The organism is Brevundimonas sp. (assembly GCF_035561115.1).
GTDB lineage: Bacteria > Pseudomonadota > Alphaproteobacteria > Caulobacterales > Caulobacteraceae > Brevundimonas.
The window spans coordinates 1-14,007 of the sequence record NZ_DATMYH010000103.1 but is presented as its reverse complement, the minus strand read 5'-3'; the positions used below and the strand labels follow the sequence as shown (position 1 = coordinate 14,007).

Annotated in this window: 16 protein-coding genes and 1 riboswitch; of the genes, 12 read left to right on the top strand and 4 right to left on the bottom strand. The window is 71.2% G+C overall.

Annotated features, from left to right (window positions below):
- Window positions 1-10: 10 nt before the first annotated feature.
- From VN378_RS13305 to VN378_RS13285, 5 genes are read left to right on the top strand one after another with little or no spacing between them, the layout of a single operon-like run.
- Window positions 11-259 carry a MoaD/ThiS family protein gene (locus VN378_RS13305; protein WP_325744062.1) on the top strand — a complete coding sequence of 83 codons (249 nt, stop codon included), beginning with the start codon at window positions 11-13 and terminating at the stop codon, window positions 257-259.
- A gap of 1 nt (window position 260) precedes the next feature.
- Entirely contained in the window at window positions 261-731 is a 471-nt protein-coding gene (locus VN378_RS13300) for a molybdenum cofactor biosynthesis protein MoaE (protein ID WP_325744061.1), read from the top strand.
- Window positions 731-1,270 carry a molybdenum cofactor biosynthesis protein B gene (moaB, locus tag VN378_RS13295; RefSeq protein ID WP_325744060.1) on the top strand — a complete coding sequence of 180 codons (540 nt, stop codon included), beginning with the start codon at window positions 731-733 and terminating at the stop codon, window positions 1,268-1,270. Before VN378_RS13300 ends, moaB begins: the two co-directional genes overlap by 1 nt.
- On the top strand, window positions 1,267-1,758 hold the full coding sequence (gene moaC / locus VN378_RS13290; RefSeq protein ID WP_325744059.1) for a cyclic pyranopterin monophosphate synthase MoaC: 492 nt from the start codon (window positions 1,267-1,269) through the stop codon (window positions 1,756-1,758). Before moaB ends, moaC begins: the two co-directional genes overlap by 4 nt.
- A complete protein-coding gene (locus tag VN378_RS13285) occupies window positions 1,755-2,942 on the top strand; it encodes a molybdopterin molybdotransferase MoeA (RefSeq protein ID WP_325744058.1) in 1,188 nt (395 codons plus the stop codon). Before moaC ends, VN378_RS13285 begins: the two co-directional genes overlap by 4 nt.
- Window positions 2,943-2,948: 6 nt before the next feature.
- On the opposite strand, the gene ric is transcribed toward VN378_RS13285, so the two are convergent.
- Window positions 2,949-3,593: an iron-sulfur cluster repair di-iron protein gene (gene ric, locus VN378_RS13280; RefSeq protein WP_325744057.1), complete on the bottom strand. Its 645-nt coding sequence runs from the start codon at window positions 3,591-3,593 to the stop codon at window positions 2,949-2,951.
- A gap of 200 nt (window positions 3,594-3,793) precedes the next feature.
- On the opposite strand from ric, the gene VN378_RS13275 reads away from it, so the two are divergent.
- The 6 genes from VN378_RS13275 to VN378_RS13250 are packed head-to-tail and all read left to right on the top strand — an operon-like array spanning window position 3,794 to window position 10,067.
- Window positions 3,794-6,046: an adenosylcobalamin-dependent ribonucleoside-diphosphate reductase gene (locus tag VN378_RS13275; protein WP_325744056.1), complete on the top strand. Its 2,253-nt coding sequence runs from the start codon at window positions 3,794-3,796 to the stop codon at window positions 6,044-6,046.
- A complete protein-coding gene (gene ubiT, locus VN378_RS13270) occupies window positions 6,037-6,561 on the top strand; it encodes a ubiquinone anaerobic biosynthesis accessory factor UbiT (RefSeq protein ID WP_414642248.1) in 525 nt (174 codons plus the stop codon). Before VN378_RS13275 ends, ubiT begins: the two co-directional genes overlap by 10 nt.
- Window positions 6,558-7,571, top strand: a complete 1,014-nt coding sequence (ubiU, locus tag VN378_RS13265) for a ubiquinone anaerobic biosynthesis protein UbiU (RefSeq protein WP_325744054.1) — start codon at window positions 6,558-6,560, stop codon at window positions 7,569-7,571. The genes ubiT and ubiU overlap by 4 nt, the downstream gene beginning before the upstream one ends.
- An 8-nt stretch (window positions 7,572-7,579) precedes the next feature.
- The gene (gene ubiV, locus VN378_RS13260) at window positions 7,580-8,500 is read left to right on the top strand and encodes a ubiquinone anaerobic biosynthesis protein UbiV (protein WP_325744053.1); all 921 of its coding nucleotides are present in this window, start codon (window positions 7,580-7,582) and stop codon (window positions 8,498-8,500) included.
- Entirely contained in the window at window positions 8,497-8,886 is a 390-nt protein-coding gene (locus tag VN378_RS13255; RefSeq protein WP_325744052.1) for a chorismate mutase, read from the top strand. Before ubiV ends, VN378_RS13255 begins: the two co-directional genes overlap by 4 nt.
- Entirely contained in the window at window positions 8,883-10,067 is a 1,185-nt protein-coding gene (locus VN378_RS13250; protein WP_325744051.1) for an NnrS family protein, read from the top strand. The genes VN378_RS13255 and VN378_RS13250 overlap by 4 nt, the downstream gene beginning before the upstream one ends.
- 6 nt (window positions 10,068-10,073) lie before the next feature.
- On the opposite strand, the gene modC is transcribed toward VN378_RS13250, so the two are convergent.
- From modC to modA, 3 genes are read right to left on the bottom strand one after another with little or no spacing between them, the layout of a single operon-like run.
- Window positions 10,074-11,138 carry a molybdenum ABC transporter ATP-binding protein gene (gene modC / locus VN378_RS13245; protein WP_325744050.1) on the bottom strand — a complete coding sequence of 355 codons (1,065 nt, stop codon included), beginning with the start codon at window positions 11,136-11,138 and terminating at the stop codon, window positions 10,074-10,076.
- On the bottom strand, window positions 11,138-11,833 hold the full coding sequence (gene modB / locus VN378_RS13240; protein WP_325744049.1) for a molybdate ABC transporter permease subunit: 696 nt from the start codon (window positions 11,831-11,833) through the stop codon (window positions 11,138-11,140). Before modB ends, modC begins: the two co-directional genes overlap by 1 nt.
- A gap of 8 nt (window positions 11,834-11,841) precedes the next feature.
- Window positions 11,842-12,669, bottom strand: coding sequence for a molybdate ABC transporter substrate-binding protein (gene modA / locus VN378_RS13235; protein WP_325744048.1), 828 nt, complete (start codon window positions 12,667-12,669; stop codon window positions 11,842-11,844).
- Between the two features lie 140 nt (window positions 12,670-12,809).
- Window positions 12,810-12,946: riboswitch (molybdenum cofactor riboswitch) on the top strand.
- On the opposite strand from modA, the gene moaA reads away from it, so the two are divergent.
- Complete coding sequence (gene moaA / locus VN378_RS13230; protein ID WP_325744047.1) at window positions 12,936-13,928, top strand: GTP 3',8-cyclase MoaA; 993 nt, start codon at window positions 12,936-12,938, stop codon at window positions 13,926-13,928. Its footprint overlaps the riboswitch before it by 11 nt.
- Window positions 13,929-14,007: the final 79 nt, after the last annotated feature.

Sequence of the window (14,007 nt, the reverse complement as noted above, 5' to 3'; positions counted from 1 at the left end):
GGAAACGATCATGACCCGCATTCTGTACTTCGGCCGCGTCGGCGAACGACTGGGGGCCGAGGGACAGCTGGACCTGCCGGCCGATGGATTGCCCGTCCGGGAGATTCGCCGGCTGCTGGCCGCACAGGACGAGGTCGCAGCGGACGCCCTGCTGCGGCCGGACGTCCGCGCCTGTGTCGACCTGGTCATAGTCGGCGAGAACGCCCTCGCGCGGCCAGGCCAGGAAATCGCCTTCTTCTCTCTCGTTTCGGGAGGGTGAGATGGCCCTGGACGTCCGACTGATCGCCGGCCCCCTGTCCGCCTCCGCCGAGCTCGAGGCCTTTCTCGCGGGCCGCACCGGCGACGGCGCGGTGGTGAGCTTCACCGGCCTGGCCCGCGGCGTGGCCCGCGACGGGTCGGTGGTCGATGCCCTCCGGCTGGACTGGTACCCGGGCCTGACCGAAGGCTCGATGCACGATATCGCCGTCGCCGCCGCCGCGCGGTTCCCGGTCCGGGACCTGGTCGTGGCGCACCGCTGCGGGGACATCGTCCCCGGTGAAACCATCGTCTTCGTCGCCGCCGCGGCGGCGCACCGGCGCGCCGCCTTCGAGGCGGCGGACTATCTGATGGACAGGCTCAAGACCGAGGCCGCATTCTGGAAGTACGAGACCGGCCCCGCCGGCGGCCGCTGGATCGAGCCCGTGGACGAGGATCGCGCCGCCGTGGCGCGCTGGAAGGATGAGGCGCCCTGATGGCCGGACGAATTGATGAGACGCTGCCGTTTCACCCGCTCAACATCGCGGTCCTGACCATCTCGGACACCCGCGACGAAACGACCGACACCTCCGGCGGAACGCTGGTCGAGCGGCTGACCACCGCCGGCCATGTGCTCGCGGGCAAAGCCATCGTTCACGACGAGGTCGACGCCATCCGCGCCCGGCTCAAGGTCTGGATCGCGGATCCGGGCGTGGACGTGGTGCTGACCACGGGCGGCACCGGCTTTTCCCCGCGCGATGTGACCCCCGAGGCCGTGAAGCCGCTGTTCCGGCGCGAGCTGGACGGCTTCTCCGTGATCTTCCACCTCGCCAGCCTCGCGACGGTCGGGGTCGCCACCCTGCAGTCGCGCGCCCTGGCCGGTCAGGCCGAGGACACCTTCGTCTTCTGCGTGCCGGGCTCGACCGGCGCCTGCCGCGACGCCTGGGATCTGGTGCTGGCCGAGGAACTGGACAGCCGCTTCCGTCCCTGTTCCCTGGTCGGCCAGATCCCGCGATTCCGGGGCATCTGCCCGTGAGCGCCCTGACTCACCTCGACGACGCCGGCCGCGTGCATATGGTCGACGTCGGCGACAAGGCCGCCACGGCGCGCCGGGCCGTCGCCGAGGGACGGGTGATCTGCGCGCCCGCGACCCTGGCCCTGGTGCGCGACGACAAGGCCCCCAAGGGGGCGGTGATCACGACGGCCGAACTGGCCGGGATCATGGGGGCCAAACGCACCGCCGATCTGATTCCCCTGTGTCATCCTCTGGGCCTCGACAAGGTGTCGGTGACCGTGGCCCTCGACGAGAGCCTGCCCGGCTTCGTCGTCACCGCCGAGGCGCGGGTCAGCGGGCCCACCGGCGTCGAGATGGAAGCCCTGACCGCCGTCTCGGTGGCCTGCCTCACCCTCTACGACATGCTCAAGGCGGCCGATCGCGGCATGGTCATCAGCCAGGTCCGGCTGTTGTCGAAATCGGGCGGACGGTCGGGCCACTGGTCCCTCGGCGACGGTGGCGCGACATGATCGACTTCGATACCGCCCTCGCCCTGGTGCTGCGCGAAGCCCGCCCCCTCCCCTGTGAGACCGTGTCGCTGGGCGCCGCCGGAGAACGGGTCCTGGCGGCGGACCTGAGGGCGCGCGGCGACGCGCCGCGCACGGCGGTGTCGGCCATGGACGGCTACGCCGTGCGGGACGTCGATCTGGCGACGCTGCCGGCGCGCTTGCCGGTCGCCGCGGTCGCCTTCGCGGGACGGGCCGACGTCCCCGTCCTGCCGGCCGGGACTTGCGTGCGGGTCTTCACAGGAGGACCGACGCCGCACGGGGCCGACAGGGTGATAATCCAGGAGATCGTCGGCCGCGACGGCGACGAGGCCCTGTTCGAGGTTCCGCCGGGACCGGGGACTCACATCCGCACCGCCGGTTCCGATTTCCGGGCTGGCGACGTCCTGCTTCCCGCCGGGACCGTGCTCGGTTTCCGCGCCATGGTCGCCGCCGCCGCCGCCGATGTCGCTGCGCTGCCGGTGGTGCGCCAACCCCGCGTCATCATCCTGGGCACCGGCGATGAACTGGCGGAACCGGGACAGGCGCTGGAGACGCCCGGCAGTATTCCGGAAAGCGTTTCGTTCGGGGTCGCCGCCCTCGCGCGGCAATGCGGCGGCGAGGTGCTCGCCTGTCGTCGCCTGACCGATACGCCCGAGCTTCTGGAGGCCGCCGCCCGCCGCGCGCTCGACGAGGCCGATCTGGTGGTGGTCACCGGCGGCGCGTCCGTCGGCGAGAAGGACTACGCCCGCGCGATGTTCGCGCCCTTCGGACTGGAGCTGATCTTCTCCAAGGTGGCCATCAAGCCCGGCAAGCCGGTCTGGTTCGGGCGGGCCGGCGGCGCGCTGGTGCTGGGTCTGCCCGGCAATCCGACGTCGGCGCTGGTCACGGCCCGCCTGTTCATGGCGCCGCTGGTCGCGGGTCTGGCGGGGAGAGACCCCGCCGCGCTGCTGAACTGGCGCGACATGACCCTGACCGCGCCGCTGAAGCCCTGCGGAGAGCGGGAGACGTTCGAGCGCGGCCGTCTGGGCGATGGCGGCGTCGCGGGACTGGAGGTTCAGGACTCCGCGACCCAGAAGGCCCTGGCGACGGCCGACGTCCTGATCCGACGCCGCCCGGGCGCTCCCGGCCTCAGCGCGGGCGAAGCCGCGGCCGTGCTGGACTTCTGATCGGGCTCACACGAAGCGCCGGAACAGGATGTTGTTCTCGAGGTGGACGTGTTCGCGCAGGTCCGCATCCAGCTTGCTGCAGCCGGCGTAGAGGGCCCGCCAGGTCGAGCAAGCGCCGTCGGGCGGGACGAAGTCGTCGGTCAGGTCCGCCAGGAAGGCGAGCAGTTCCCCCAGCTCCTCATGGTCCTGCATCATCCGGGCGATCGGGTGGCGCAGAACCGTTCCCATCCCGGCGATCATGGCCGGAAACAGGATCGCCTCCTCCTTGTGCTGATGATCTTCCAGATCCTCAAACATGTTGGACAGTAGTTCGGCGAGCCCGCGTGGACAGTCCGCCCGGTCCTGGTGGACGGACTCGACGCGGCGGGCCATCTCGATGACCGCCGGAAACTCCAGCCGATGCACCTTGTGATAGCGTTCGATGATGTGGGCGATCAGGTCGGGGACCTCGGCGGGCGCATGGACGCCCGGCGACCCCAGGGCGTGGAGTTCCGCCTCGATGGCGGCAAGATCCAGTCCGCGGCGTTCGGCCTCGCTGGCGAGGAGGGCGTCGCCCTTGCAGCAGAAATCGATCTTGTGACGGCGGAAGACGGCGGTGGCGGCGGGCATGATGACCGCGATCTCGCCGACCGACAGATGTTGAAGCGCCATGATCCGAAGACTCCTTTCCGTTTCGCGCTCCGGTCTCCGGACGCGGCGATCGGATCTTCCTAGGCCGCCGGCGTCGGCCGTCGCTTGACCTCCATCAAGCGCCGCATTGATGCCGGTCCGGAGCCGCGACACCGGCGCGGGCCTTCCGCGCGCCGCAGGGAATCATCGAGTCTGGTTCTCCGTTTTCGAGGAGTGCAGAGATGGCGTTCGACAGTCCGCTGGCCGGTGAAATCTGGAGCAGCAAATATCGGTTCCGGCCCCAGGACGGGGCCGGCGACGCGACCGTCGAGGCCACATGGGACCGGGTCGCCGCCGCCCTCGCCGAAGCCGAACCGGTCAAGACGCGCGGTCGCTGGCGCGCCCGGTTCCGGGAGGCGCTGGAAGGCTACCGCTTCCTGCCCGCCGGACGGATTCTCGCCGGCGCCGGCACCGGCCGGGCCGTGACCCTGTTCAACTGCTTCGTCATGGGCACGGTGCCCGACGACCTCGACGGCATCTTCCAGGCCGTGCGCGAGGCCGCGGTGACCATGCAGCAGGGCGGCGGCGTGGGCATGGACTTCTCGACCGTCCGACCCTCGGGCGCGCCGGTGCGGGGCGTCGGGGCGGAGGCCTCCGGTCCGCTCAGCTTCATGGACGTGTGGGACTCCATGTGCCGCACCATCATGTCGGCCGGTCAGAGACGCGGGGCGATGATGGGCTGTCTGCGGATCGACCATCCGGACATCGAGGCCTTCATCGACGCCAAGCGGGACGCGGTCCGGTTCAGGAATTTCAACCTTTCGGTCCTGGTCCCCGACGCCTTCATGGCCGCCCTGGACGCCGACGCGGACTGGCCCCTGGTGTTCGACGGCGAGGTGCGCCGCACCGTCCGGGCGGTGGACCTGTGGACCCGCCTGATGCAGGCCACCTACGACGCCGCCGAACCGGGGGTGATCTTCATCGACCGCGTCAACGCGGCCAACAACCTGGCCCATTGCGAGGTGATCTCGGCCTCCAACCCCTGCGGCGAGCAGATGCTGCCGCCCTACGGCGCCTGCCTGCTGGGCTCGATCAACCTGGCCCGACTGGTGTCGGCGCCGTTCGAGCCGGGCGCGGCCATGGATGAGGAGGAACTGGCGGCCCTCACCCGCACGGCCGTGCGGATGCTGGACAATGTCATCGACATTTCGCGGTTTCCGCTGCCCGCCCAGGAGGCGGAGGCGCGGGCCAAGCGCCGCCTCGGCCTGGGCGTGACCGGATTGGCCGACGCCCTGATCTTCTGCGGCGCCCGTTACGGCGAGGACCGGGCCGTGGCCCTGACGGATCAATGGCTGGGCGTGATCCGGCGCGAAGCCTATCGCGCTTCGGCCGAGCTCGCGGCCGAGAAGGGCGCCTTCCCCCTCTACGATCCGGCCATGCTGGAGCGGCCCAACCTGGCCGGGCTGGACCCCGAGACCCGCGATCTGATCGCCCGCCACGGCCTGCGCAACGGCTGCCTGACCTCGATCGCCCCGACCGGCACAACCTCCCTGCTGGCCGGCAACGTCTCGTCCGGGATCGAGCCGGTGTTCGCCTTCGCCTATACCCGCAAGGTGTTGCAGCCCGACGGCACGAAGCGCGAGGAGGCCGTCGAGGACTACGCCCTGGCGCTGTGGAAGCGGCTCAAGGGGGCGGACGCGCCCCTGGACAGTGCGCCGGGCGACGCCTTCGTCAGCGCCCAGACCCTGACCCCGGAGCATCACCTGCGGATGCAGGCGGCGGCCCAGGCCCAGATCGACAGTTCGATCTCCAAGACCATCAACTGCCCGGAAGACATCGCCTTCGAGGCCTTTTCCGACGTCTATCGCCAGGGCTACCGCCTGGGCTGCAAGGGACTGACCACCTATCGGCCCAACGCCATCACGGGCTCGGTGCTCAGCGTCGAACCGTCGCCCGCACCGGCGGCGGCGGCCGAAGAGCCCGTGCTGACGCCGCGCCCGGGGCGGCTCGAGGGCGCGACCTACAAGGTCCGCTGGCCGCTGGACGCCCACGCGGTCTATGTCACCATCAACGACGCCGATGACGAAGGGGACGGGGCGCGCCGGCCTTTCGAGATCTTCGTCAACTCCAAGAACATGGCGCACTACGCCTGGACGGTGGCCCTGACCCGGATGATCTCGGCCGTGTTCCGGCGCGGCGGCGACGTCTCCTTCGTCGCCGAGGAACTCAAGGCGGTGTTCGACCCCGGCGGCGGGGCGTGGATGGAGGGGCGGTATACGCCCTCCCTTCCGGCGGCCATCGGCGCCGTGATCGAGCGCCATCTGGCGCTGTCGGCCGGCGGGGGCGGCGTCATCGCCGAGTCCACCCCGGAACCGGCGGCCGTCGCCGCGGCCGCTTCCGCCCCCTCGGCCTGCCCGCGCTGCGGCACGCCGGGTCTGGTCCGCAAGGAAGGCTGCGACAGCTGCCTGGACTGCGGCTATTCCCGATGCGGATAGCCCCCCTGCGCCGACCGTCGTCGAGCCGTCGGTGGACTGAACTCCTGTATCGGACGCGGCGGCCGGTGGAGGTCCTGCTGACCGCGTCGCTCCGGAGCGTGGCCCGTCGCCAGCCGGACGCGTTCGACCGGCTGGGTCCGGTCCGCCAGGCCACCATCCGCATCATACCCGACCACCTGCCCGTCGCCTTCGAGATGCGGCCGGACGGCGTGGCCGGGTCCATCCGCGTGGTAAGGCCCGACTCCAATGCCGGCGGGGCCTCGGCTCGCATCAGCGGTCCCCTGCTGACCCTCCTCGCCCTGTTTGACGGACGCGGGGACGCCGACGGAGCCTTCTTCCAGCGCCGTATCGACGTCGACGGCGACACCGCCGCCATCCTCGCCCTGCACAATGCGCTCGAAGCCTCGGAGTTGACGATGGCCGACATCCTGGGCCTGCCGCGGCGGCTCGATCCAATGCTGCAGACCGCCCTGTCCGTCGTCGGGCGCTGGCGTCAGGGCGAGGTCCGGCCATGACCGGGGCCACCGCGCCGGCGCTTGAGCTGGTCTGCCCCGCCGGTTCGCCCGCCATGCTGAAGGCGGCGATCGAGGCCGGTGCGGACAGCGTCTACTGCGGCTTCCGCGACGAGACCAATGCGCGCAATTTCCCCGGCCTGAACTTCTCTCCCGAGGAGCTGCGGGCGGCGACCGACTGGGCCCACGAACGCGGCGCCCGGGTCCTGCTGGCGCTCAACACCTTCGCCCGGGCCGACGCCACCGACCTGTGGCGGGCGTCGGCCGATGCGGCGGCGGGCGCCGGCGTGGACGCCGTGATCGCCGCGGATCTGGCCGTGCTGTCGCACATGCGGACCCACCACCCCGACACCCGACTTCACCTGTCGGTCCAGGCGGCGGCGGGGACCCCCGAGGCGATCGCCTTCTACGCCCGCGAATACGGCGTGAAGCGGGTGGTCCTGCCCCGCGTCCTCAGCGTCGAGGAGATCCGAAGCCTGACCCCGGAGATCACCGTGGAGACCGAAGCCTTCGTCTACGGCGGCCTGTGTGTCATGGCTGAAGGCCGCTGCGCGCTGTCCTCCTACGCCTCCGGGCGTTCGCCGAACCTGTCGGGGGTGTGTTCGCCGCCCGAGGCGGTGAGTTTCAGCGACGACCATGGCGAGCGCACCACGCGGCTGTCGGGCTTCGCCATCGACCGGCTGCCGGCCGGCGAGGTCGGCGGCTATCCGACCCTGTGCAAGGGACGGTTCCGCGGCGGCGGGTCCGGAGAGGCGGCCTATCTGTTCGAGGACCCGGTCAGCCTGAACGCCATGAGTCTGCTGGGCGGCCTGGCCCGGGCCGGCGTCACCGCCGTCAAGATCGAGGGGCGACAGAGAGGCCGCGCCTATGTGGCGCGCGTCACCGCCGCCTTCCGGGCCGCCATCGACGCCATCCAGCGCGGAGAGTCGCCGGATCCCTATGAATCGCTGCTGGGCGATCTGGCCGAGGGCGCGCGAGAGACCACCGGCGCCTATCGGAAACGCTGGCGATGAGGGTGTCCATGGAACCGCGCGGATCAATGGACCTGGCGATCGGACCGCTGCTCTTCAACTGGGCGCCGGACCGGGTCGAGACCTTCTACGCCCGGATCGCCGACGAGGCCCCGGTCGGGACGGTCTATCTGGGCGAGGTGGTGTGCGGAAAGCGCCAGCCGCTGCTGCAGGACGTTTTGGCGCGCTCGGCCGAGCGCCTGGAAACGGCCGGCAAGACGGTGATCTGGTCCACCCTGGCTCTCCCCTCCACGCCGAGGGAGCGCCGGCTGGCGGCGGAACTCGCCGCGGACCCCGATCATCTGATCGAGGCCGGAGACATGTCGGCGGTCTGGAGCGGGGCGCCGGCTCCCTTCGTCGCCGGCCCGCTGCTGAACGTCTACAACGCCCCCGCGGCGGTGGAGCTGGTGCGGATGGGCTGTGTGCGTCTGTGCGCCAATGTCGAGCTTCCCCTGACCTCGGTCGCGGAGATCGCCCAGGCCTGCCCGGGGCTGGAGCTTGAGCTGTTCGCCTTCGGCCGTTTGCCGCTCGCCCTGTCGAGCCGCTGCGCCCAGGCCCGGATGGAGGGCCTGCACCGGGACGCCTGCCGCTACGTCTGCGACCGCCATCCGGACGGCATGGATGTGGCGACCCTTGAGGGACAGGACTTCCTGGCCATGAATGGGCTGCAGACCCTGTCGCACGGCTGCCAGCTCGTCGATGTTCCGGTCGAGGCGCTCGAGGCGGCGGGCGTGTCGATGCTGCGGTTGTCGCCGCACAGTCTGGACATGGTCGCGGTTTCCCGTCTGTTCCACGATTTCGTCGCCGGACGGATCACGCCCGCGGCGCTGGCGCGCGGGATCGAGCCTCTCGGCCCCCCGGGACCTCTGGTCAGCGGCTATCTGCACGGGGCGGCCGGCGCCCGCCGGATCGGCGCCGGGACGGCCGCGTGAGCGCCGCGGAACTGGCGGCCCGGCGGACGCGGATCGATCGGATCGACGCGGTCCTGGTGCGGCTCGTCGCCGCGCGCCAGCGCCAGGTCGCCTTGATCGCCGGGCTCAAGGCGGGACCCGAAAGCGTACGGGATCCCCAGCGGGTCGCCGCCATCCTCGCCCGCGTCCGGTCCGCCGCGGGGCGTTGCGGGCTGGACGAGGCGCTCGCGGTCGCGGTCTGGCGCGAACTCCTCGAGCGTTCGGCCGAGGCCCAGCAGGCGCTGTTGCGCCGGTCCGATCCGATCGGTCGGCTTGACGATGGACAGGCCGCAGGGGCCGGTCCGTCAAGCCTCTCTCCGCCCCGATCGTCTATGCCGGACGGAACCGTCGTCCAGGAGTCTTCATGAACACCGCCGCCGCTATTCGGGCCTATCGCGGTCCCGCCGTCTTCAGCGTCGGTCTGCGCCCCTTCTTCCTGTTCGCCGCCCTGTGGTCAGCGATCGCCGCGCCGATCTGGCTCTACGCCTTCCTCAGCGGCGGCCCGGTCGGCCTCGACTGGCACGTGCATGAGATGCTGTTCGGCTATACCGGCGGGGTCGTCGTCGGCTTCCTGTTGACCGCCGTGCCCAACTGGACCGGTCGCCTGCCTGTGGTGGGGAGGCCCCTGGCCCTGCTGTTCGGGCTGTGGCTGGCGGGTCGGGCGGCCATGCTGGCCATGGCCCTGAATGCAGACCTGGCGACGGCGGCCTGGCCGGCGATCGTCGACGGCCTGTTCCTGTTCGTCATGGCCGGCGTGATCTGGCGCGAGGTGCTGGCCGGACGCAACTGGCGCAATGTCCCGGTCGCCGTCATGGTCACCCTGTTCGCCCTCGCCAATGCCGGATTTCACCTTGAGCCGGGCGCCGGCGGCGTCGCCAACCTGTCGACACGACTGGGTCTGGCGACGATAGCCCTGCTGATCGCCGTCATCGGCGGCCGGGTCACGCCCAGTTTCACCCGCAATTGGCAGATCAAGCGCGACGGCCCCCTGCCCGCCGTCGCCGGCCGTTTCGACGCGGTGACCCTGGCGGTCACCGCCGCGGGCCTGGTCGGCTGGAGCGTCGCCCCGGCGCATCCGGCCGCCGGGGCGATGTTGCTGGCGGCGGGCGGGTTGAACCTGCTCCGGCTGGTCCGTTGGCGCGGCGACGCGACCCTGGCGGAACCGCTCGTCTGGATCCTGCACCTCGGCTATCTGTGGCTTGCGGCGGGCCTCGTTCTGACGGGTTTGTCGGTCGCCACGCCCGGCCTGGTCCCGGCCTCCGTCGGCGTCCACGCCCTGACCGCCGGCGCCATCGGGGTGATGACCCTGGCCATTATGACCCGCGCCAGCCGAGGCCACACCGGTCGGCCGCTGGCCGCAGGCCCGGTCGAAGTGGTGATCTACGGTCTGGTCAACGCCGCCGCCCTGACCCGGGTCGCGGGCGGCCTGTCTCCGTCCCTCTACCAGCCGTTGCTGATCGTCTCGGCCGCCCTGTGGTCCGGGGCCTTTCTCGCCTTCGCCATCGCCTATGGCCCGATGTTGCTGCGGGCTCGCCCCACGCGCGGCTGACCGCGCTCAGGCGTAGCGGGCGGCGGCGGTCGCCTTGACCAGGGCGATCACCCGCGCGCCCGGCGCCAGGGCCAGCTGCTCGCCCGCTTGTCGGGTGACCAGGGCCTTGAGCCTCAGGCCGCCCGCTTCCAGCCTCACCAGCACCCCGTCGGTCCGCGATTCGAGTGCGGCGATCCGCATCGGCAGGCGGTTCTGGAAGCTGACGCCGATCGGGTCTGTCAGCGCCAGGGCGACGTCGCGGGCGTCGACGACCACGCGCACGCGTTCGCCCGGAGGCACGTCCAGCAGCGGCGACAAAAACGGGGTTCCGGCAAGGTCGATCCGGGTGGCGTCGCCCGCCGGGTCGTGCCCGGCCACCTTGCCGTCGAGAATGGACAAAGGCGCGCTGAGCCCGGCCGCGACCTCCGCCTCCGGCCGGTCGAAGGCCGCGTCGGGCGGCTCCGCCCCGGAGGTCTGGCCATCACCGACCAGCACCACCCGGTCCGCGAGGCGCGCCACCTCCTCGACGGCGTGGCTGACATAGAGAATGGGCGGCCCGTCGCGGGCCAGTCGATCGAGATAAGGCAGGATGTCGCCGCGCCGGGCGCCGTCCAGCCCCGCCAGCGGCTCGTCGAGGATCAGCAGGCGAGGTCGGGTCAACAGGGCCCGTCCGATCGCCACCCGACGGGCTTCCCCGCCCGAAAGGGCGCCCGGAGCGCGCTCCAGCAAGGTCTCCAGCCCAAGCAGAGCCGCCGCCTTGTCCAGTTCGGGATGACGGTCGCCCGCCCGGCGCGCGCCGTAGAGCAGATTGTCTCGCACGGTCATATGCGGAAACAACCGCGCATCCTGGAACACATAGCCGATGCGCCGCTTCCAGGCCGGGACCGACAGGCCGGTCCCGGAGTCGAGGAGCACCTCCCCGTCCAGCACGACGCGCCCGCGGACCGGACGGATCAGACCCGCGACCAGTTCGGCCACCGTGGTCTTGCCGGCGCCGGAACGGCCGAACAGGCAGGTGATCCGGTCGTCGCTCGAGAAGTCGACGTCCAGCGAGAAGGCGTCCCGGACGATATGCGCTGACACCTCCAGCATCACCGCCTCCCTCCGACCCGCCGGGCGACGGAACGCGCCCCCCACTCCGAAAGAACGAGGGCACCGATCGACACCCCGACCGAGATCAGGACCAGTCGCATGGCGGCCGCCTCGCCGCCGGGCACCTGGGTCAGGCTGTAGATGGCCAGCGGCAGGGTGCGCGTCTCTCCCGGAATGCTGGCGACGAAGGTGATGGTGGCGCCGAACTCGCCCAGCGCCTTGGCGAAGCCCAACACCGCGCCTGCCGCCACGCCGGGCAACGCCAGCGGGAGGGTGATGGTCAGGAAACGGACTAGGGGCCTCGCCCCCAGGGTCTCGGCCGCCCGCTCGATCCGGGGATCGACCATGTCGAACGACAGCCGCACGGCCCGCACCAGCAAGGGAAAGCCCATGATGGCGGCGGCCAGCGCCGCCCCGGTCCAGTCGAAGGCGAAGACGATCCCGATCGGCTCGAGCAGGCGGCCTAGCGGCCCGCTGCGCCCGAACAGCAAAAGCAGGGCGTAGCCGGTCACGACCGGCGGCAGGATCAGCGGCAGATGGGTGAGACCCGACAGTAAGGCCTTCCCGGGAAACTCGGCTCGCGACAACAGATAGGCCAGGGCGACGCCCGGCGGCAGGCTGAACAGCGTCGCCGTGGTCGCGACCTTCAGCGACAGGCCGATGATCTGCTGTTCCTCCGGGCTGAGCGAAAACATCCGGCCGCTCAGACGGGCGCCGGCGAGAAGCCGAAACGTTGGAACCGGGCCTGCCCTTCCGCGCCGGCCAGGAAGGCCAGAAAGGCCCGCGCCGCCTCGGGGTCGCCGGCGGCGCCGTCCCGCCGTCGAACCGGGGCTCCGGGATAGACGATCGGCGCATGGCTGGTGGCCGGGAAGATCGCCACCACCCGGACTCGCGGCTCGACGCGGGCGTCGGTCGCATAGACTACGCCGAGCGGGGCTTCCGCGCGCGCCACCAGGGACAGAGCCGCCCGGACATCCGCGGCCGGGGCCAGACGGTGGCTGACCCCGGACCACAGGTTCAGGCGGGTCAGGGCTTGCTGGCCATAACGGCCCGCCGGCACGGCGGCTTCGGCCATGGCCAGCCGGCCGTCTCCGAGTCGGGCAGCGAGTGCGCCGGGGACGGTCAGGTCCACGCCCGCGCCGGACCTGGACGCCGGAGCGATCAGCACCAGGCGGTTGGCGGCGAGGTCCCGTCGCGCGGGCGCCTCGATCAGACCGCGTTGGCCCAGCCAGTCCATCCAGGCCGCGTCGGCCGAAATGAACAGGTCGGCGGGCGCGCCCTGGGCGATCTGTCGCGCCAGCTGGGCGCTGCCCGCATAGGTCGCCCGCACGGCCTGGCCGGACCGCTGGCGATAGTCGGCGACGGCGGCGTCCAGCACTTCGCGCAGACTGGCCGCCGCGAACAGGTCGATCGGCGAAGGCGCCACTCGGCGCCGGGGCGAGCAGGCGGCCAGGACCGTGGCCGCGAGCAGCAACAGCCCGTTTCGCCGTCCGATGCCCGCTTCCGCCTTCGCCACTAACCACGCCTCCATCCAGAGCGATCCGCTCCGTCGCCCTGACTAGCATGGCCGTCCCCTCAGACGCACAAGGCCCGCCGGGATCGCACTTGATCTTCATCAAGGCCCGTTCGGCCCCGGGTCATAGGGTGTGGCGGAATGATCGACTACCAATCCGCCCGAGTTCGCTCCGAGCCGCCTGACCTGTAGCGCCCGCGCGCCATGGCCCGGCGGCCGGATCCGCAAGGATCGAGGGTGGCGGGAGAAATCCCTCCGCCTCCCGTGTCTGGAAAGGAGCTTCCATGGCGCTCGACGCCGCCCCCATGACCGACGGCTTCGGCCGCCGGTTCCACTATCTTCGCCTGTCGGTGACGGAGGTGTGCAATTTCAGCTGCACCTACTGTCTGCCGAACGGCTGGAAAAAGACCGGGCCGCTGTCGTTCCTGACGGTCGACGAGATTCGCCGTCTGGTGGCCGGCTTTTCCGATCTGGGGCTCAGCAAGGTTCGCCTGACCGGCGGCGAGCCCACCGTCCGCAAGGACTTCAACGCCATCATCGAGACGGTCGCCGCCGCGCCCGGCGTGGCCAAGGTCGCCATGACCACGAACGGCTGGAACCTGGCGCGCCACGCGGCCGACTGGCGGGCCTCCGGCCTCAGCCATATCAACGTCAGTATCGACTCGATCGACCCGGAGACGTTTCACCGGATCACCGGCCACGACAAGCTGAGCCAGGTCCTGACCGGCCTGGACCTGGCGTTGGCCGGGGGCTTCTCCGCCGTGAAGGTCAACGCCGTTCTGCTGCGCGAGACGGCCGAGGCCGGCTTCGACGGCTGGGCCCGCTTCGTCCGCGACCGGCCCGTGGCCGTCCGCTTCATCGAACTGATGAAGACGACCGACAATGACGACTATTTCGCCCGCCATCACGTGAAGGCCCAAGGCCTGCGCGACTGGCTGGACCGAAACGGCTGGACGCCGACGCCGCGCGCCTTCGACGCCGGGCCGGCGCTGGAATATCGTCATCCCGATCACGCCGGCGCCATCGGCCTGATCGCGCCCTATGCGCCGGGATTCTGCGACAGCTGCAACAGACTGCGCGTCACCTCGAAGGGCAAGCTGCGCCTGTGCCTGTTCGGCGACGGCGGCGTCGACCTGCGCGACCTGCTGCAGGAGGACGACGACCGCGAGGCGCTGACGCGGCGGATCATCTCGTCCCTGGGCGGAAAGTCAGCGGGCCATTCCCTTGCCCTGGGGCGTTCGGGCGACCTGCGGAACCTGTCCCAGCTCGGCGGTTGATCAGCCGAGCGCGGAACCGCAGGTGCGCCCGGTCTGGGTGGTCCACCGCTCGCTCTCGGCCTTGCCCACAACGCTGGCG

Bases quoted from the DNA above. Each gene is read 5' to 3' on its own strand.
- VN378_RS13250 (WP_325744051.1), top strand. From the start codon at position 8,883: ATGAACACCGCCGCCGCTATTCGGGCCTATCGCGGTCCCGCCGTCTTC.
- ubiV (WP_325744053.1), top strand. From the start codon at position 7,580: ATGGAACCGCGCGGATCAATGGACCTGGCGATCGGACCGCTGCTCTTC.
- ubiU (WP_325744054.1), top strand. From the start codon at position 6,558: ATGACCGGGGCCACCGCGCCGGCGCTTGAGCTGGTCTGCCCCGCCGGT.
- modA (WP_325744048.1), bottom strand. From the start codon at position 12,669: ATGGAGGCGTGGTTAGTGGCGAAGGCGGAAGCGGGCATCGGACGGCGA.
- modC (WP_325744050.1), bottom strand. From the start codon at position 11,138: ATGCTGGAGGTGTCAGCGCATATCGTCCGGGACGCCTTCTCGCTGGAC.
- VN378_RS13300 (WP_325744061.1), top strand. From the start codon at position 261: ATGGCCCTGGACGTCCGACTGATCGCCGGCCCCCTGTCCGCCTCCGCC.
- moaB (WP_325744060.1), top strand. From the start codon at position 731: ATGGCCGGACGAATTGATGAGACGCTGCCGTTTCACCCGCTCAACATC.
- modB (WP_325744049.1), bottom strand. From the start codon at position 11,833: ATGTTTTCGCTCAGCCCGGAGGAACAGCAGATCATCGGCCTGTCGCTG.
- VN378_RS13285 (WP_325744058.1), top strand. From the start codon at position 1,755: ATGATCGACTTCGATACCGCCCTCGCCCTGGTGCTGCGCGAAGCCCGC.
- ubiT (WP_414642248.1), top strand. From the start codon at position 6,037: ATGCGGATAGCCCCCCTGCGCCGACCGTCGTCGAGCCGTCGGTGGACT.
- ric (WP_325744057.1), bottom strand. From the start codon at position 3,593: ATGGCGCTTCAACATCTGTCGGTCGGCGAGATCGCGGTCATCATGCCC.
- VN378_RS13305 (WP_325744062.1), top strand. From the start codon at position 11: ATGACCCGCATTCTGTACTTCGGCCGCGTCGGCGAACGACTGGGGGCC.
- VN378_RS13275 (WP_325744056.1), top strand. From the start codon at position 3,794: ATGGCGTTCGACAGTCCGCTGGCCGGTGAAATCTGGAGCAGCAAATAT.
- moaA (WP_325744047.1), top strand. From the start codon at position 12,936: ATGGCGCTCGACGCCGCCCCCATGACCGACGGCTTCGGCCGCCGGTTC.